Source organism: Klebsiella sp. H-Nf2 (assembly GCF_002806645.1).
Classification (GTDB): Bacteria; Pseudomonadota; Gammaproteobacteria; order Enterobacterales; family Enterobacteriaceae; genus Klebsiella; species Klebsiella variicola.
Window position 1 is genome coordinate 44368 of sequence record NZ_PIBL01000014.1, and the last position, 17647, is coordinate 62014.

The 17647-nt window shown below is 59.1% G+C and carries 19 protein-coding genes; 9 read left to right on the forward strand and 10 right to left on the reverse strand.

The genetic code is table 11. The annotated features are described in order from the left end of the window. Positions 1-41 precede the first annotated feature (41 nt). Positions 42-386, forward strand: a complete 345-nt coding sequence (locus CWM58_RS24070) for a DUF3302 domain-containing protein (RefSeq protein ID WP_100681969.1) — start codon at positions 42-44, stop codon at positions 384-386. Beyond that, positions 386-1528, forward strand: a complete 1143-nt coding sequence (locus CWM58_RS24075; RefSeq protein WP_100681970.1) for an HlyD family secretion protein — start codon at positions 386-388, stop codon at positions 1526-1528. Before CWM58_RS24070 ends, CWM58_RS24075 begins: the two co-directional genes overlap by 1 nt. A gap of 40 nt (positions 1529-1568) precedes the next feature. Here the strand turns inward: CWM58_RS24075 and CWM58_RS24080 are convergent, their stop codons facing one another. From CWM58_RS24080 to CWM58_RS24090, 3 genes are read right to left on the reverse strand one after another with little or no spacing between them, the layout of a single operon-like run. After that, on the reverse strand, positions 1569-2366 hold the full coding sequence (locus CWM58_RS24080; RefSeq protein WP_074386657.1) for an ABC transporter ATP-binding protein: 798 nt from the start codon (positions 2364-2366) through the stop codon (positions 1569-1571). Then, positions 2363-3391 (reverse strand): FecCD family ABC transporter permease, encoded by a 1029-nt coding sequence (locus CWM58_RS24085; RefSeq protein WP_074075518.1) that lies wholly within the window; start codon positions 3389-3391, stop codon positions 2363-2365. Before CWM58_RS24085 ends, CWM58_RS24080 begins: the two co-directional genes overlap by 4 nt. A gap of 60 nt (positions 3392-3451) precedes the next feature. Then, the gene (locus CWM58_RS24090; RefSeq protein WP_061155452.1) at positions 3452-4570 is read right to left on the reverse strand and encodes an ABC transporter substrate-binding protein; all 1119 of its coding nucleotides are present in this window, start codon (positions 4568-4570) and stop codon (positions 3452-3454) included. A 271-nt stretch (positions 4571-4841) separates the two neighbouring features. Here CWM58_RS24090 and CWM58_RS24100 point away from each other — a divergent pair, with 271 nt between their 5' ends. Together CWM58_RS24100 and CWM58_RS24105 are read left to right on the forward strand one after the other, a co-directional pair. Continuing rightward, the gene (locus CWM58_RS24100; protein WP_061155451.1) at positions 4842-5231 is read left to right on the forward strand and encodes a hypothetical protein; all 390 of its coding nucleotides are present in this window, start codon (positions 4842-4844) and stop codon (positions 5229-5231) included. 177 nt (positions 5232-5408) lie between these two features. Continuing rightward, a complete protein-coding gene (locus CWM58_RS24105; protein ID WP_061155450.1) occupies positions 5409-5864 on the forward strand; it encodes an RcnB family protein in 456 nt (151 codons plus the stop codon). 64 nt (positions 5865-5928) lie between these two features. Here CWM58_RS24105 and CWM58_RS29485 read toward each other — a convergent pair whose 3' ends face one another. After that, on the reverse strand, positions 5929-6516 hold the full coding sequence (locus CWM58_RS29485) for a YSC84-related protein (RefSeq protein WP_061155447.1): 588 nt from the start codon (positions 6514-6516) through the stop codon (positions 5929-5931). 234 nt (positions 6517-6750) lie between these two features. On the opposite strand from CWM58_RS29485, the gene CWM58_RS24115 reads away from it, so the two are divergent. The 3 genes from CWM58_RS24115 to CWM58_RS24125 all read left to right on the forward strand — a co-directional run bounded on the left by CWM58_RS24115 (position 6751) and on the right by CWM58_RS24125 (position 9806). Continuing rightward, complete coding sequence (locus tag CWM58_RS24115) at positions 6751-7929, forward strand: M20 aminoacylase family protein (protein ID WP_100681971.1); 1179 nt, start codon at positions 6751-6753, stop codon at positions 7927-7929. A 19-nt stretch (positions 7930-7948) separates the two neighbouring features. Continuing rightward, the gene (locus CWM58_RS24120) at positions 7949-8725 is read left to right on the forward strand and encodes an ABC transporter substrate-binding protein (RefSeq protein WP_100681972.1); all 777 of its coding nucleotides are present in this window, start codon (positions 7949-7951) and stop codon (positions 8723-8725) included. Positions 8726-8852: 127 nt separating this feature from the next. Continuing rightward, entirely contained in the window at positions 8853-9806 is a 954-nt protein-coding gene (locus tag CWM58_RS24125) for an aldo/keto reductase (RefSeq protein ID WP_074386651.1), read from the forward strand. Between the two features lie 668 nt (positions 9807-10474). Here CWM58_RS24125 and CWM58_RS24140 read toward each other — a convergent pair. Together CWM58_RS24140 and CWM58_RS24145 are read right to left on the reverse strand one after the other, a co-directional pair. Next, positions 10475-11266, reverse strand: coding sequence for a MoaF C-terminal domain-containing protein (locus tag CWM58_RS24140; protein ID WP_100681974.1), 792 nt, complete (start codon positions 11264-11266; stop codon positions 10475-10477). Between the two features lie 25 nt (positions 11267-11291). Further along, positions 11292-12068, reverse strand: coding sequence for an SDR family NAD(P)-dependent oxidoreductase (locus CWM58_RS24145; protein WP_100681975.1), 777 nt, complete (start codon positions 12066-12068; stop codon positions 11292-11294). Between the two features lie 507 nt (positions 12069-12575). Between CWM58_RS24145 and CWM58_RS24150 the strand changes: the two genes are divergently transcribed. Then, positions 12576-13259, forward strand: coding sequence for a response regulator transcription factor (locus tag CWM58_RS24150; RefSeq protein WP_074386648.1), 684 nt, complete (start codon positions 12576-12578; stop codon positions 13257-13259). A gap of 121 nt (positions 13260-13380) precedes the next feature. Further along, positions 13381-13554 (forward strand): type II toxin-antitoxin system HigB family toxin, encoded by a 174-nt coding sequence (locus tag CWM58_RS24155; RefSeq protein ID WP_100681976.1) that lies wholly within the window; start codon positions 13381-13383, stop codon positions 13552-13554. 85 nt (positions 13555-13639) lie between these two features. Here CWM58_RS24155 and CWM58_RS24160 read toward each other — a convergent pair whose 3' ends face one another. From CWM58_RS24160 to CWM58_RS24175, 4 genes are all read right to left on the reverse strand, one after another. Further along, entirely contained in the window at positions 13640-14182 is a 543-nt protein-coding gene (locus CWM58_RS24160) for a DUF3156 family protein (RefSeq protein WP_100681977.1), read from the reverse strand. After that, on the reverse strand, positions 14160-15659 hold the full coding sequence (locus tag CWM58_RS24165) for an APC family permease (RefSeq protein WP_100681978.1): 1500 nt from the start codon (positions 15657-15659) through the stop codon (positions 14160-14162). Before CWM58_RS24165 ends, CWM58_RS24160 begins: the two co-directional genes overlap by 23 nt. A 306-nt stretch (positions 15660-15965) precedes the next feature. Then, positions 15966-16331, reverse strand: coding sequence for a cupin domain-containing protein (locus CWM58_RS24170; RefSeq protein ID WP_100681979.1), 366 nt, complete (start codon positions 16329-16331; stop codon positions 15966-15968). A 13-nt stretch (positions 16332-16344) separates the two neighbouring features. Beyond that, complete coding sequence (locus CWM58_RS24175; protein ID WP_100681980.1) at positions 16345-17646, reverse strand: NAD(P)/FAD-dependent oxidoreductase; 1302 nt, start codon at positions 17644-17646, stop codon at positions 16345-16347. Between the last annotated feature and the right edge of the window lies 1 nt (position 17647).

The following is a 17647-nucleotide window of genomic DNA, read 5'->3' on the forward strand; positions in this document are numbered from 1 at the left end:
GGCTGTTTTATTTAGTTAATCTTTCACTCTGGAGTTATTTTATGACCCTGGATTATGTTGCGCTGGCCATTCTGATCTCCGTGGCCTTAATACTTTTTTATGGCGTGATTGTTATTCACGATATTCCTTATGAAATCGCTAAAGAGCGGCGCCATCCTCATCAGGATGCGATCCATTATGCCGGCTGGGTCAGCTTATTTACCCTACACGCCCTGTGGCCTTTGTTGTGGATCTGGGCGACGCTGTGGCGCGAAGACCGCGGGTGGGGGATGCGCCGCATCGCCGATGACCAGCTGGCGCTGCATCAGCGTCTGGAAACGGTAGTCCAGCAGCTGGAACAGGTCCAGCGCGAGGTGGATGCGCTCAAAACGAAGGAGGCAAACTAATGGAAACGTTAATGTTGCTGACCTACGCCGCGCTGTGCATCGTGGTGTTTAAAGTCTTCCGCATCCCGCTCAATAAGTGGACCGTGCCGACGGCGGTGCTCGGCGGTATCGCCCTGATTGGCGCGGTGATCTTCGGGATGAACTACAACTTCCCGTATACCGACGTCGGTAATCAGGTGTTCCGCACCGTGCCGATTGTGTCGCAGGTGCGCGGTCGGGTGCAGAGCGTACCGGTGAAGCCTAACCAGATGCTGCATAAGGGCGATGTGTTGTTTACCCTCGACCCGACGCCGTTCCAGGCGAAAGTGGACGATCTGCAGGCGCAGATAAAAGCGGCCAGTCAGGATGCGCTCTCCTTAAACGCGGCGTTAAGCCAGGCGCAGGCCGAGCTGAGCAGAGCGGTGGCCCAGCGCGACCAGTCGCGGCGAGAGTATGCCCGCTTTCGGGAGGGTCATGCCCAGGGCGCCTTCTCCGATCAAATGGTTGATACCCGTCTGCAGACGTGGAAAGCCGATGAAGCCAGCGTCAGCGCGGCTCAGGCGAAGGTGGTGCAGGCGCGCAACGCGCTGGACTCGGTGGTGAAGGGCAAAAATACCACCGTGGCCTCCCTGCTGGCGCAGCTGCAGAAGGCGCAGTTTCAGCTGGAGAACACCGTCGTCCGCGCCCCGGAGGATGGCTATGTCAGTACCGTCGGCTTACGGCCGGGCACCATGTCCACTGCGCTGGGGATGATCCCGCTGATGACCTTTGTGCCGGTGGAGGGCGCCGCCTCGCGGGAGTACGTCGCGGCATTTCGCCAGAACGCCCTGCAGCGTCTGCGCAAAGGCGAGCCCGCGGAGCTGATGTTTCCGGCTATCCCGGGCACCGTCTTTCGCGGAGAAGTGGCCGACGTACTGCCGGCGATTGGCGAGAGTCAGTTTCAGGGGCAGGGCAAACTGCTGACCACGGATGCGCTCAATACCCACGGCCGGGCGCTGGTGGTGCTGAAGGTCACCGATCCGCGATTTGCCGAATACGCGCTGCCGCAGGGGGCCACTCTTGAGGCGGCGGTCTACTCGGATCACCTGAAAGAGCTGTCGCTGATCAGGAAGATCCTGATCCGCATGAAGAGCTGGGAAAACTATATCTATCTCGATCACTAAGCCGGCGGGCGCGGGGCGGAGGTGCCGTCCCGCGCCGCAGTCAGGCCTCGCTGTCCACCAGGCCGTCAATAATCACCTGCCGCACCCCCTGCGAACAGGGTTCAATACGCCCGCGGACCCCATAGACCGCCGCCAGGGTCTCGGGGGTGATGACCGCGGCCGGGGTGCCGTCGCCGAGCAACTGGCCCGCCTTGAGCATCAGCACGTGGTCGGCGTGACGCAGGGCAATATTGATATCGTGCACCACCACCAGGGTTACGATGTTGCGCCGCCGGGTCTCCCGGCGCACCAGATCCATCACGTGAAACTGGTAGTTGAGGTCAAGGGCGCTGAGCGGTTCGTCGAGCAGCAGCAGGCGCGGCTGGCGGATCAGCGACTGAGCGAGACCCACCAGCTGCTTTTGCCCGCCGGAAAGCTGATCGAGGTAGCTCATCGCCAGGTGGGCAATCCCCAGCTGTCGCAGCAGCGCCATCACCTCCTCCTGGTGCTGCGGACTGTGGCGTCCTCCGGCGGCGCGCTGGGCAACGATAATCGACTCCAGCACATGCAGATGCACGCCGGCGGGCAGCGTCTGCGGAAGATAGACCACCTGCTCTGCGCGACGTGAGAACGGCTGCGTCAGCAGATTTTCCCCCTCCAGCCGCAGTTCGCCGCGGCAGGGTCCTAGCCCTGCCATCGCCCGCATTAACGTTGATTTACCGCTGCCGTTTGGCCCCAGCAGCGCGGTGATTTTCCCGCGCGGCAGATGGGGAACCGTCAGGTTCTCGATCACCTTGCGTCTGGGGTAGCCGGCGCTGAAGTGAGACAGCGACAGCCCGGATAACGTCTGGTCGCTCATACCTGCCCCCGATGACGTAAAATAATGCTCAAAAAGAACGGGACCCCGACCAGGGAAGTGACGATCCCCACCGGAATAATGGCCCCCGGGATCAGGTTCTTCGAGGCGATGGAGGCCAGGGAGAGCACCAGGGCGCCGATCAGTGCGCTGGCGGGCAGATAAAAGCGATGGTCTTCGCCGAAGAGCATCCGCGCAATATGCGGCGCCACCAGGCCGATAAAGCCGATTGGCCCGACAAAAGCCACCGAAAGCGCCGACAGAATGCTGATCCGCAGCAGCGTGGTCAGGCGCAGACGGCGAACGTTAATGCCAAAGCTGATGGCCCGGTCCTCGCCCAGCCGCAGGGCGGTCAGCTTCCACGCGCTGCGCAGCGACAGGGGCATCACCAGCGCCAGGGCGACCAGCAGGATGGCGACTTTGCTCCAGGAGGCGCGGTCGATGCTGCCCATGGTCCAAAACACCAGCCCCTGCAGCGTGTCTTCGTTGGCGATGAACTGCAGCATCGAGACCAGGGCGTTAAAGGTAAAGACCAGCGCGATGCCGAACAGGATGACGCCGGAGGTGGCCACCTGGGTCCAACGGGTGATGCCGTCCAGCAGCAGGGCCGCCAGCAGGGCGAAGATAAAGGCGTTGGCCGAGATAAACCACTGGCCGGGAATACCGGGCAGGCCAATACCCAGCACAATCGCCAGCGCGGCGCCAAACGCCGCAGCCGAGGAGACGCCCAGGGTAAACGGGCTGGCCAGCGGGTTATTGAGGATGGTCTGCATTTCGGCGCCGGCCAGTCCCAGCGCCAGACCGACGATAATCGCCATCACCGCATAGGGCAGACGGATATCCCAGACGATGGCGCGCGTGCCCGGATCGGCGCTGGCCGGATCGGTTAACGTCTGCCACAGGCTCTGCAGCGGCAGACCGGAGGGGCCGAGCATAAAATCGAGCAGCAGCGACGCGACAATCAACAGCGCCAGCAGGAGCATCAGCAGCAGGCGGCGACGCACGATACGGCGATAATCATCTATCACGCCAGAGGTCCCGGCGGGCAGCCCGTCGAGCACGGAGTCGGAGGTTAAACGCATGCCGGATTACTCGCTCTGCTGCCAGGAGAAGACGAACGGCTGGTCCGGCAGGTCGGTGAAATGGCGCACGATATAATGGTAAGTCTCATCCGGGTTGAGATCGCCGAAGGCCTGCGGGTAGATATCTTTCGCCAGGTATTCCATGCCGACAATATTCCACGGGTGGTTATAGAAGTGGTGATAGACGCCATAGGCCCGCTTTTCCTGTACCGCCGGGATCTGGCTGACCCCAGGTCGCGCCAGCAGGATCTGCGCCTGGGCCTTCACTGCCTCCGGCTTAACCTCATAACCCAGGGGCAGCACCTGGCTGTTGCCGCGCTTCGAGCCGGTCATGATCCAGGCGTCGGGCTTCATGCTGATGATTTTCTCCAGCGAGACGAACCCGGAGGCGCCCGGCAGCAGCTGCGAACCGATATTGTTCGCCCCGACCGCCTCCACCAACCCGCCCCAGCCGCTGTGGCCGTGGGTAAAGCAGCAGGCGTCGCTGTTGCCGGCCAGCGCTTCCACGAAGACATTGGCCTTCGGCGTGATGGCCGCGGTTTTCTGGCGAATCGTCTGCAGCTGCTGACGATAGTAATCGGTAAAGGCTTTGGCCTGACTCTCGCGGTTAAGGACTTTGCCCAGCAGGTCGATGCTGGGGGCGGTATCTTTCGCCGGGTCGATCTCATAGTCGACAAACAGCACCGGAACGTGCAGGGCGCTGAGCTTGTCGATGACGCCGCTCTCCATCAGCGCTGGCCTGGCGCGTAGCTGGGCGATCATCAGATCCGGCTGACGGGCGATGACGCTTTCAAGATCGACATTCCCTTTGTCGCTGAAGCCCATGTCAAGGATCGTGGCCGACTGCGGCCACGTCGTTTTCAGCATCTGCCAGGTGGCAACGTCCTGCTTTTTCGCCAGATTATTCCATGCCACCAGCCGTTTAAACGGATTGTCCCGGTCCAGCAGGGCGAGGGTCATAATGTCGCGGCCATCCTGCAAAATAATACGCTGCGGCTCTTTGGACAGGGTGACCTGCCGGCCGTCAAGGTCGGTGACCGTCAGGGGATATTGGGTCGCATAGCTGAAGAGGGGAGTCGCGATCAGCGCAGTAAGCAACAGCGATCTTACTGATTTTCTTGCCATAAAAGGAGTTCCATTTGCCAATTTATAAATATAATGATTCTGAGAAGTATTCTCGAATGAACATCAACGGCAAGTATATCAAGGGCAAATTTCATAAAATGTAACAAACATGTTGGAAATTATGCCAACGCCGACAGGGCGCGCGCGGCGGCAGCATTTTCTGCCATGGCTGGAGGTCGAAAACGTTTTTCAGGCTAATTCCTAATGTCATCCCCGGTTCGTTGTGCCATCCTGAATGCGACTCATAACACGACACGTGAGAGAGGATATTATGAAAAAAGCAATGATTGCGTTATCGGCTATTCTGGTTGCAGCTCCGGTTTTTGCTGCGACAACACATGCAACAGATGATACCGTCGCGGCGGCGAATGCCAACGCCAACACCGCCAAAGAGAAGCTGCACCAGGCCCAGCATGAGGGCGAAGAGCAGCAGTTGAAGGCGAAACACGCCGCCGAAGGCAAGCAGGACAGCGTCGGCAGCCAGGTGAGCGAAGGCGCGCAGAAAACCTGGAACAAGACCAAAGAAGGCACCGAGAAGGGGTGGGATAAGACCAAAGAGGCCAGTGAAAAAGGCTGGAACGCCACCAAATCCGGTGCAGAAAAGGGCTGGGATAAAACCAAAACCGGCGCCGAAGAGTTAAAAAATAAAGTGACTGAATAAGTCCTTTTACCCGTCTGAATAAAGGTCGCGAGAGCGGCCTTTTTTATTGTCCCGCCATCAGCACCACCTCTTCCCGATAGCCGACGCCGCCGATGCCAGGAATCATCCTGGTTAACCAGATACTCACTCTTTCTTCACATTTTCCCGGTACAAAAGACCTCAATCAGGAGGTGTACCATGAAAAAGATGATTTCTCTGGCAGTAATTTTATCTTGTGTGCTGAGCGTCCCGGCCTTTGCCGATGGCCCGAACGACGGCCATCGCCCGGGGCAGCCAACGGTCTGGCAGAACGGCCAGGACCATGATGGGCATGCGCCGCAGGGCGGACCTGACGCGCATCACCAGGGCGACCATGACCAGCGTGGTCCGGATCGCGACGGTCATGACAATCGCGATCAGGGGCGTCATGAGCAGGATCATTTCGCCTGGCGCGGTAACGATTTCCGTAAAGGCCACCCGGCTCCGGCGTCGTTCCGTGGCGATGAATATCGCGTCCGCGACTGGAGCGACCGCGGCCTGCCGCGCCCGCCGGAAGGCCATCACTGGTCCTATATCGACGGTAACTATGTGCTGATCGCCGCGGCGACCGGGATTATCACCTCGATTCTGGTGAGCGGCGCCCTCGGCCACTAAACGCATCTCTCCGCGACGCCGGGTCAGGCAAAGCCTGATCCGGCGATGGCGCACTCGCGGAAATCTACGGGTTCAGCGCATCATCCGGCCAGTATTTATAACCATTGATCATTGCCTGCGCGGCCAGCCCTTTTTCGGTCAGGTCGTAGACGTTGACCTTCGAGGGCAGCGAGGCGGTATCTGACGCTACGCCGCTGGTGGAGGCGGCGATCGGCGCGATGCCTTTGTCATCATATTTTGCAGCGGCGTTCGCATCGGCGCCAACCATGTATCCCTGGCGGATAAAGGTCTCCAGGGCCGCTTTATCATGGAAAACCAGCACTGTGCGCTGCTGCTTAATCCCCATCCCCAGGCCGGCGCCGCCCTGGGCCATTTTCATATAGGTGTCCTTCCCGGTGGCCTTATTCCGCACCACGCCGTAGCCGCTGCCAAACCCGAATAGCAGGATCTTGCTGCTGTTATTAGCAAACACCGCATACCCCTTCGCATGCTGAATATCACTGCGGGCCTCAGGCTGCAGGGCGTAAAGCTTGTTGAGGGTTTCGCTGCGCATCTTCTGGATGCTGGCCCGCTGCTGACTGGCGGTATCGCCCTGCGCGCTGCAGCCCGCCAGCGTGACGATAGCGGCGAGGAAAAGCGTCTGTAATTTCATATACGTTTATTTTATTTAAATCTGAATATGGTCGGGAATGATAGGTTAAATAACGGTAAATCCTCCATAAAATAAACGTTTATTTTTAAATTTCACCATTTTGATTATTTATTACTCTGTAATGTGCGGATTATTAAATAAGATGAGTTCATTCCAGCTATTAGAAATGCTGCTTGCATAAAGTTTCCACCACGATAACGTGTTAAGTTCTTAATTTATTTCCCGGAGAACGGCATGAGTGATTATGTAATTCCAGAAATTAAAGCGACGGAAGCGGAAATGATTTCTATCCGTCATTATTTACATGCCAATCCGGAATTAAGTCTTGAAGAGTTTAATACCAGCGAACTGGTCGCCAGCAGGCTGGCGGAGTGGGGCTATCAGGTCACCCGCGGCCTCGGTAAAACCGGCGTCGTCGGTAGCCTGAGCAAAGGCGACTCGCCGCGTACTATTGGCCTGCGCGCCGATATGGACGCGCTGCCGATCCATGAAACTACTGATTTGCCCTGGGCCAGTACGGTACCCGGAAAAATGCACGCCTGCGGCCATGACGGCCACACCACCATTCTGCTGGCGGCGGCGAAATATATCGCCTCGCCGGCCTGCCAGTTTAACGGCACGGTGCATCTGATTTTCCAGCCGGCGGAAGAGGCTATCGGCGGCGCCGATTTAATGATTAAAGACGGCCTGTTCGAGCAGTTCCCCTGCGAACGCATCTTTGGTCTGCACAACATGCCAGGGCTGCCGGTGGGCAAGCTGGGCTTCTATGCCGGCAACTTTATGGCCTCGGCGGACACCGTCAAAATTACGATTACCGGCTACGGCGGTCACGGCGCCCATCCGGAGCGTACCGTCGACCCGATCGTCGCCGGCGCGGCGCTGGTGATGGCCCTGCAGAGCATCGTGGCGCGCAATGTGCCGCCGGGGGAAACGGCAGTGGTCAGCGTCGGTACTTTCCAGGCCGGTATCGCCTCCAACGTCATTCCGGAGAGCGTGGTGATGGAGCTGAGCGTGCGGGCGATGAAGCCGGACATTCGCGACCTGCTGATCAAGCGTATTCACGAGCTCGCTGAATTTACCGCCAAAAGCTATGGCGCCAGCAGCGCCGTGGAGGTTTACGACTCCTACCCGGTATTAACCAACAGTCCCGAAGAGACCGATTTCGCCCGGGCGCTGGCGCTGGAGGTGTTTGGCCGCGAGGGGGTCCTGGAGTCGGTCTCGCCGATGAACGCCAGCGAGGATTTCGCCTTTATGCTGCGCGAACGCCCGGGCAGCTACTTCCTGCTCGGCAACGGTGAGAGTGGGGAAAAGGGCGGTTGCATGGTGCACAACCCCGGCTACGACTTTAACGATGACATTATCACCACCGGCGCGACGCTGTTCGCCCGCCTGGTGGAAAAGCACTGTCGCTAATCTCTGGAGAAGAACGCGAATGAAAAAATCACTGTTGCTATGGCTGGCATTAATGGCGTCGACGTCGGCGCTGGCCGAAGGAGGAAAAGAAATCCGCTTCGGCGTCGACCCGACCTTCGCGCCGTTTGAATGGAAAGATCCGCAGGGCAAGCTGGCGGGGTTTGATATCGATTTAGGCAACGCCATTTGCCAGCAGTTGCAGGCGAAATGCGTGTGGGTGGAAAGCAATTTCGACGGCATAATCCCGGCGCTGAAAGCGCGCAAATTCGACGCGATCCTTTCCGGGATGTACATGACCGAGAAGCGCAAAGAGCAGATTGCCTTTAGCGACAAGCTATATAACGGGCCGGTGTTCCTCGTGGCGCGTAAAAATACCCTGCAGGGCAATACGCCGGAACAGCTGAAGGGCAAAACCATCGGCGTGGAGCAGGGATCGGCGCAGGAAACTTATGTTAACCAGCACTGGCGGCCACAGGGGATTAACATTGTGGCCTACCAGGGGGCCGATAGCGTGGTGCGTGACCTGGAGTCCGGGCGCATCGACGGCGCGGTGCTCTCCGGGATGATGGCCGACTACAGCTTCCTGCAGCAGCCGCAGGGTAAGGAATTCGCCTTTGTCGGCGGCCATCTGCAGGACGATACGCTGTTTGGCGCCGGGGCGGCGATCGGCTTGCGTAAAGACGACGAGACACTGCGTCAGGAAATTAACGGCGCGATTGCGAAGATTCTTGCCGACGGCACCTATAAAAAATTAGCCGGCAAATATTTTAGCTTTGATGTTTATTCCGGGACATAATGTCTGAGTGTACCTGCGGGCGTGGAGCGCCCGCCGTAAGATTCCTTTTCTGATTATCCAATCACCTCCTCTCCTGACCCCTGCGGTTACCTGAGGGAAGCAGAATATAAGCTAAGGAGTACTCGGCATGATGACACGTCCCTTGGGCAAAACCGGATTTTCCATCGCCCCATTAGTCTTTGGCGGCAACGTCTTTGGCTGGACCATCGATGAAAAAACCAGTTTTGCTCTTCTTGATGCTTTTGTTGACCACGGTTTTGACGCTATCGATACGGCGGATGTTTATTCCCGCTGGGCGGACGGTAACCAGGGCGGCGAATCCGAAACCATCATCGGCCGCTGGCTGCAGGCGCGCCCCGGCATGCGCGATAAGGTCAAAATCTTCACCAAAGTCGGCTCCGATTTAGGCCTCCCCGGCCATAAAGGGCTCAGCAAAGCCTGGATCCAACAGGCGGTAGACGACTCCCTGCGCCGCCTTAATACCGACTATATCGACCTCTATTTCTCCCACTGGCCGGATCCGCAAACCCCGGTGGCGGAAACGCTGGAGGCTTTCCACAGCCTGCAGCAGGCCGGGAAAATCCGCGCGATGGGGGCCTCTAACCTGGATGCGATGCAGCTGGCGGGGGCGCTGGAGGTAGCGCGTAAAGGCGGCTTGCCTGCCTGGCAGGTGCTGCAGCCGGAATATAACCTCTACCACCGCTCCGCGTTTGAAGGCGCGCTGTGCGATCTCTGCGTCAGCCGCGATATCGGGGTGGTGACCTACTACAGCCTGGCCTCCGGGTTCTTAACCGGTAAGTACCGCCAGCCGTCGGATCTGGCGCAGAGCCAGCGCGGAAGCGGGATTGGTAAGTACCTGAATCCACGCGGGATGCGGATTATCGATACCCTGGTGGCGGTCGCGGACGAGCAGGGCGTGAAACCGGCAGAGGTGGCGCTGGCGTGGCTGATCGGCCGCGAAGGCGTGACCGCGCCGATCGCCAGCGCCACCAGCGTGGCTCAGGTGGAGAGTTTTGCCCGCGCGGCGGCGCTGAGCCTGAGCGCGGAGCAAGTGGCGCGACTGGACAGCGCCAGCGCCTGAGTCAACCCCTCTCGCCGGCGGGGAGAGGGGGGAAGGGCTATACATGACGCGGACCGTAGGCCGGGTAAGGCGCCAGCCGCCACCCGGCAATAAAGCGGCTCCGTAGCTGATGCCATCGCCCGGTGGCGCTGCGCTTACCGGGCCTACGATGTGTCAGTCTGTGAGAGGGACCCGTAGGCCGGGTAAGGCGCAGCCGCCACCCGGCGAAATGACGGCGCAATCGAAATGTCCCTGCTCGCGCTGCGCTTAGCAGGGCTACCACTCCTGTGCTATTTCCGAGCTGATTGCGCTCCCGATATTTCTTCTGCGTTATGTCACTCATGGCGCAGGGAGCGCACAGGGGGCGGCCAGTCGCCGCCGCCCCCTGTACCCCCGGGCTCCGGCCAGCAAAATCGCCACTGCGTGGTACCTTCGACTTTTCCCTGCAGGCTTCGGGTCGGGCCGAGGCAGCGTCCGTGCAAAACACGGCCCTCAGCCCGCATCCATGCGGGCTGCCCCGGCCTTCCGGGAACGTTTCAGCGATTTTGAGGCCGCAACACCGGCAGTTTCAGTCGCACAAGTGGGTAAATTAATGACTGGCTGCTCGGACCGTAGGCCGGGTAAGGCGCCAGCCGCCACCCGGCGAAATGACGGGTGTGGTGCCTGAAAGCGTGCCCGGCGACGCCCCTTTATTCCTGATGGCGGGTGACGTTGAGGATCTTCGCGCTCGCGCCGACCGGGAAATTACTCAAGGCGCCAAAATCGCTGCCCTGATAGCCCATGATCTTGCCGTCGGTGCGCATCTGCTGCAGATCGATCAGGATCACCCCCAGCGTGGGAATGATTTTCTCCCGCCAGACGAACAGATAGAGATCCTCCGCCACCTGCACATAGTGGCAACGATCGACATCCGCCAGCCCCTTTTCCACGCCATCCAGACATTGCCAGGCGTAAAAATTATCGTTGAGATAAATATGCTCATAACGCTCGGTCGAACTGTAGGTGTACTGATTACGCATCCCGACCAACGCAGTGGTAAAGCCTGGCAGCGGCCCCGGCTGCTCATCCAGGCGGGCAAAAACAAACCGTGCCTCTACCGCGGTTAGCGGCAGGCCTTGCTCCACCCGGCTGAAGGCGTCCAGCCGCGCGGCGGCTTCGTCCGGCAACTGGCCGTAGACCAGGGTGGCATTGCGCTGCGTCAGGTTGCATACCGCGCTGATGCTGGCGTTATCGTGCTCCGGGTCAAGGAAGTCGATAAACAGAATATCGGGGCGCAGGGCGGTTGCTCGCCAGGGGGCGCGCTTGCCGTTCCAGCTGAGCGTCTGGTCATCTTCGATAACCAACTGCTGCGGCTTACTGCCAGCGACATAAAAGGTAAAGGTTTCGCCTGCGGGCAGGCTGGCGGTAGCCAGCAGGTTGCCGTACGGGGCAAAACCATCGGCCAGCGCGCCGACCTGGATAAATACAGCTTCTGAAGTCATGTGGGCTCCTGAGGAGAGTAGGGCGTTAAGCAAACGCCAGAGTGGGAACATCGACGATACTGGCGCCGCCATCGGCGACCAGCGTGGCGCCGCTGATGATGGCGGCCTGCGGCGAACAGAGAAACTGACAGGCCTCGGCTATCTCCTCGGGGCTGGCGGGGCGGCGCAGCGGAACGTCGCGACAGACCCGCTGATAAGCCTCAGTCAACGATAGCCCTTCCGCCTGTATCAGCGGGAGCATCTCTTCATCCGCCATCGGCGTCGTAACCCAGCCGGGACAGATGGCGTTGGCGCGTACCCCTTGTGGGCCGTAATCGCGAGCCACGGAGCGCATCAGACCGATTAAGGCGTGTTTAGCGGTGACGTAGCCGCAGGCCTGCGGCCCGGCAGCCAGCGAGGCGATGGAGGCGACAAACAGCACATTGCCGCGGCAGGCAATCAGCGAAGGCAGACAGGCGCGAACGCTGGCGAACGCGCTGGTGAGATTGCCGTCCAGCGCCTTGCGCCACTGGCTGTCGCTGGTCTCGGCGGCGGGGCTGTTGCCCATCCCGCCGGCGCTGCAGATCAGCACGTCGATCCCGCCAGCCTGGTCGAGGATCGCCGGCAGCAACCGCTGACCCCAGACCTCGCCGTCGGCTGCATCGCCCACCAACGCCGTGGCGCCGGTCTCATCGGCGACAGCCTGCAATGGCGCTTCGCGCCGCCCGGTAATAAACACCCGGTCGCCCGCGGCGCACATCAGCCGCGCGCAGGCGGCGCCAATTCCGGTTCCACCGCCGGTAATTACCACGACTCTCGCCATCTGCACTCTCCTGTAATGGGATTTCCGATTACCTTAAAAAGCGCGCCAGGTCCCGGCTATCGCCCGAAAGAACGATAGCCGGGCGGTTAATGGCGCCCGCTCAAAGGGGGCTGTTCACATTATTTTGGCAACAGCAGGTCAGGCGTAATCACAGGATTACGCCGCGGCGAAAGTTAATGGGCATCCTGTTAAGGGTATAAGTGAAAAAAAACAGAAATCCATCGTTCTTAAGGATGAGAGAGGTGTATGGGATAGCTTTTTTTTATCGCCAATGGAATGTAGTTAGGGTGTTAATATTTTTTGTTTATGTTTTAACGCGTCCACGGTAAAGCATGGCATTCGCATTTTTTAAATGCTTTATATAACAATGCATTGATTAAAATTTTGTAACGGCTATCACATTGTTAATATGTTAATGATTGTGTTGCTTAAATGTGAAATGTATGCTTCATTTATCGGTAGTTATTCATGTGTTACGTACCATCATCTCGACGGGGAGGCCCTATCATGTCTGCTTTGTTAAAAGCCAGCCGTAATGATGCGATAATAGCCCGTTGTTTACAGACTATATCCCAGTTAATTCCACTGACTTCCGCGGTTTTTTATCGAGTAAATAATCGTTTAAAACCCGAAAACTATATATTGCATAATATTTCTGATAATACGCATCAACAATATCTGGAAAACTTCCAGCCGCTGGATCCGCTTCTGCCGTCGCACTTTAGCCACCAGAACACTACCGTGGCGGCGATGACGCCGCGGCTCTGCGACCGCAACCGCCATTACTATCATGAATTTATGTTGCCGAATAACGTGCGCGACATGACCGAGATCTTTATTCGTCGCGAGCGGCGGATCATCGCCGGTATCTCGCTGATGCGTGACGTGCCTTTCTCCAGCGAAGAGCGCCAGCGGGCTCAGGCGGTGCTGCCGCTGGTGGAGCTGGCCATTCGCGACTGTCTGCAGGAAGAAGATGACCTGCCCGTCATCCTGACGGCGAAAGAGCGGGAAATCGTCGGCATGGTGCGCGAAGGCGCCAGCAATAAGCTGATTGCCCGCCAGCTGGATATCTCACTCTCGACGGTAAAAACGCACCTGCGCAACATTTTCGCCAAGACCGAAGTCGTCAATCGTACCGAACTGGTTTCCCGAACCTGGATGCCGGCCGCTCAGCGTACGCTGCATCTGTGATCTGACTTTCGCATCCCGCGCGCGCCGTGGCAGCACGGCGTTTTCCTGATACGTTGATCCCTAAAGTCCCGGTACGGGACTTTTTCTTTACTTAGTCCCGAAATGGGACTGGTCTCTGCACATGAAGATAATCTCAGTGAAAACCTTAAATAAGCGGGTGGTATTCAACATTAAGGGAAATGATGACCGGTTAATCGTAGCGTTGCTTATCTGCGGGGGATGGATGTTCGTTAAGTTTATCGAGACGCATAAGGAATATGACGTGATAAACGCTGAGACGATTGAGAGGACGTAAATGATGAATGTTAAGCCTATCCTCATACGCAGTTCGGCATCCCCCTTGAGAGCCTGATCGGCGCGTGATCGCGCGGGCATTCGGTTCACTCATGCATCCACTGGCTTATCGCCTGATTAACCATCGCCAGCACGCTGAGCAGCAGCATCCGCTGCTGCGCTTCCAGCTTCAGATAACGGCGCAGCGGCGGCATCTTGCAGACCACCTCGCTGGCGGCCCAGGGTTCAATGCTGCAGCGCCAGCCGCTACTATCAAAGGTCAGCGAAAAGCGGCGGTAATCCAGCTCGCTTAAGGTCTGCTGGAGATTAGGAAAACCGTTGAGATAGCCGGCGAGTTCCTCGCTGTCTTTGCCGCCGATAAAGCGGATCGGCTGGCGTTTCCACCAGCCGGATTGATGGGCGCGAATGTTACCGCGCACGGGCCGGGTCACCGGCCCCTCGACGACAAACTCGCAGCTGTGAATGCTGGCCATAAACAGCCGCTTCTGACGCACGCTGAAGGTAATGGCGGTGGCGTCGTTCAACCGCAGCAATGCGCTGCGTTCGCTCAGCTTTTCGCACGGCCAGCCCGCCAGATCGCGCTGCACCGCGTTCATTAACGGCGTCTCAAACCAGGGGACGGAGGACATCTGGCGTCATCTCCCCGCGGGTCTGTTTTTCGTAGTTGCTGATGGCGCGCTCAACCACCTCTTCCACTACCAGCGGCTTGAACGGATTGACGCGCTGCACACACACCGTCCAGAACAGGGCGTAGGCGGCGGTCAGGCCGAGCATAATGCCGAACGGCACCAGCACCTGGCGGCTGTCCATCCCCGGCGGCGTGATATTGACGATAGCGATGATGATCCCGACGCTGGAGATAATCTGCGGCAGCGGGAACCACGGCGAGCGGTAGGCGCGCGGCAGGTCCGGGCGGCGGATACGCAGCATCACCACCGACAGGGTAACCAGCAGATAGGCGACGCCCCAGGCGCAGACCGCGGCGAGGATCAGCGGCACGATGCGGTCCAGATCGCCGTTCAGATACCAGGCGTGCAGGCAGGGGATCGCCACCCCGATGGCAATGGCGATCACCGGCGTTTTAAAGCGCGGATGCAGCCAGGTCAGGAAGCGGGGCAGCGCGCCGTCCAGCGCCATGCCGTAGATAATGCGCGGCACGGCGGCCATCAGCGTATTGATGGTGGCGCAGCCGGCCAGCAGCAGCCCGACCCCCAGCCAGTACTGGCCGGCGTGGCCCATCACTCGCTCGGCGAAGGCCGGGATCGCCATCGGCGTATCCAGCAGATGGACGTTGTTGGCCGCGTCGAGCACGGTGTTCTCCACCTGGCGGTTGATCGCCGCGCCGTAGATAAACATGCAGCTGGCGACCCCCAGCAGGCCCAGCGCCATCGCCCGCGGAATAGTGCGGTGGGCCTGTTTGATCTCCGGCGCCATCGGCGTCACCAGTTCGCAACCGACGAACATAAACATCGCCATGCCGATATAGCCGAACAGACCGTTGATATCGCTGATGTTCAGCGGCGTGCCGAACCAGCCGGAAAGATGAGTCACCGGCGCCATAAAAATGCCGCACAGGCCGAAAATGGTCAGCGTGGTCCACATGCCGAAGGTCAGCACCACTTCGACTTTGCCGAAGATTTCCACGCCGATGGCGTTGAGCAAGCCGAAAATCACCACCATGCCGACACCCACCATCCAGGTGTTCTGGTGGGCGGCCATCTGGGCGTTGATCGATTCGAAGTTCACCAGCGCCATAATGCCCGCCAGGATCGTCTCCGCCGTCCCGGCGAAAATATGCACGATCAGATAGGCGCACAGCGCGCCGGTGATGGCGAAGAAGCGGCCCATGCCGCAGGAGATATAGTCGTACACCGAACCGGTGGTAGGAATGAGCGTCGCCGCCTCGGCAAAGGTGGTGACCTGCGCCTGCATCATAATAAAGGCCAGCAGCACCGCCAGCGCGAAGGTATCGCCACCCATGCCGAAGCCGCTGGTGACCGTCAGGATCACCGGGCTGGCCATAATCAGCCCGACGGAGCTGGCGAGAGTGGTCGGGAAGCCGACGACGCCGCGCTCAAGATGGCTGGCGAGTCTGTTACTAAACATAGTCAACCTCTGCACAATAGTGGGGGAGGGCAGGGAATAGCCAGCGCCACTCCCGGATAGTCATAATTTAGGCGGGCATCCTGCTCAATGAATATCGTCCGGAAGATGGAGGGCGGCGCATGATTCTGTGACGCAGTCCATGAATGTGGCGGCGAGTAAATAAGATGGCCCCGGAAAGCGGGGCCATCTGTCTTGCCACGTTGCGCGTATTTCTGCCGGGTGGCGGCTAGCGCCTTACCCGGCCTACCGACGGCATTCGTCCTCCAGGCCCGTGCAAGCGCAGCGCCGCCGGGCATTATCAGTTTGTTAGCGCGTCTCGACGTTCGCCAGGTAGTGCTTCACAAAGCGCGGCGTCAGGATTTTCCACTCCACTTCGGTACCCTGTTTGACAAACCAGCTGTCGCCCGGCGTAAAGCGCTGCGGCTCGCCGCCGGCGACGGTCAGCTCCACTTCGCCTTCCAGCACGGTAGCGTGCTCGGTAAACGGATAGGTCATGGTAAAGCTCCCCTCAGTGGACGAAAACAGTCCGCAGGTAAAGGCGTCCTGCGGCTCGCCGTAGATCATCGTCCCGGCCACCTGCGGGTCTCCCGCGGTCGGCGTCGCGCCGAGCAGGCTGACGCTGCCGATCGGCTGCAGGTCAGGTACCGGGTGTTTAAGTTTAAAAGCGTGCATAGCGTTCTCCTGGTTAACTCCGGCCTTTCCAGAAACCGGCGGTTTGATGCATCATTTTTCCGGCAGTGACTAATAGCAAGCGCAGGCTGTCACGGCCGTGGATGGTCGCGTGGGGGATGCTGCTCAGCAGGCGATAGCGGTCGGAACCGCCGTTGATCCCTTCGGCGAGGATTTTGCACACGATGTGTGACGGGGTGACGCCGAAGCCGGAGTACCCCTGGACGTAAAAGACGTTGTTGTGATCGCGTAGGGTGCCGATCTGCGGGAACAGGTTGGCGCTACAGGCCATCGGCCCGCCCCAGGCGAAATCGATCTTCACATCCTTCAGATAGGGGAAGACCTCCGCCAGCAGCGTGCGATTCCAGGCGGCGAAATCGTTCGGTGTATATTCCACGAAGCGAGTCGCGCTGCCGAACAGCAGGCGATTTTCCCGGGTGACACGGTAGTAGTTAATCACCGGGCGAATATCGCTGAAGGCGCCGCGCAGTGGGCTGATGCGCTCGATCAGTTCATCGGAAAGGGGCTCCGTTGACACCTGATAGGAGTAGGTCACCAGCGTCTTGTTGTAGATCTCCGGCTCCATATTGTTGAGGAAGCTGTCGCAGGCCCACAGTAGTTTGGCGGCTTTGACGCTGCCCATCGCGGTGCGTACCCGCACCTGTTTGCCGTAATTCACCTCCACCACTGGCGAGGATTCAAAAATCTTCACCCCCAGCGAATGGGCAGCCTGCGCCGAACCGAGCAGCATATTCAACGAGTGGATCTGTCCGCCGCCCATATGTTTCAGCGCGCCGCAGTAAACCTCGGAGCCAACCACCTGCTGCACCTCTTTGCCGGTATACAGCTCGATATCTTCATCCGGGGTGGCGGCCTTAAACTCTTTCTCCCACTGGCGCAGCGTTTTGAGCTGCCGCTGGTTATAGGCAAGATAGCCGTAGCCGGGGACGAAATCGGCGTCGATCTGGTATTTGCGGATGCGTTCGCGAATGATGCCCGCGCCGAGATTGGAAATTTTAAACAGCGTCTCCAGCCCCTCTTTGCCAACGTGCTTTTTTACCGCTTCGATATCGTGACCGATACCGGCCATCACCTGGCCGCCGTTGCGCCCGGTGCCGCCGTAGCCGAGATGGCGTGCTTCCAGTACCACCACGTTGGTGATGCCCTGTTCCGCCAGCTCCAGTGCGGTATTAATGCCGGAGAAGCCGCCGCCGATAATCACCACATCGGCTTCAATATCTTCCCGTAGCGCCGGAAAATGGAGGTGGTATTTCTTCGTCGCGCCGTAGTAGTTCAGCGCATCGATTTTAATGTTCATC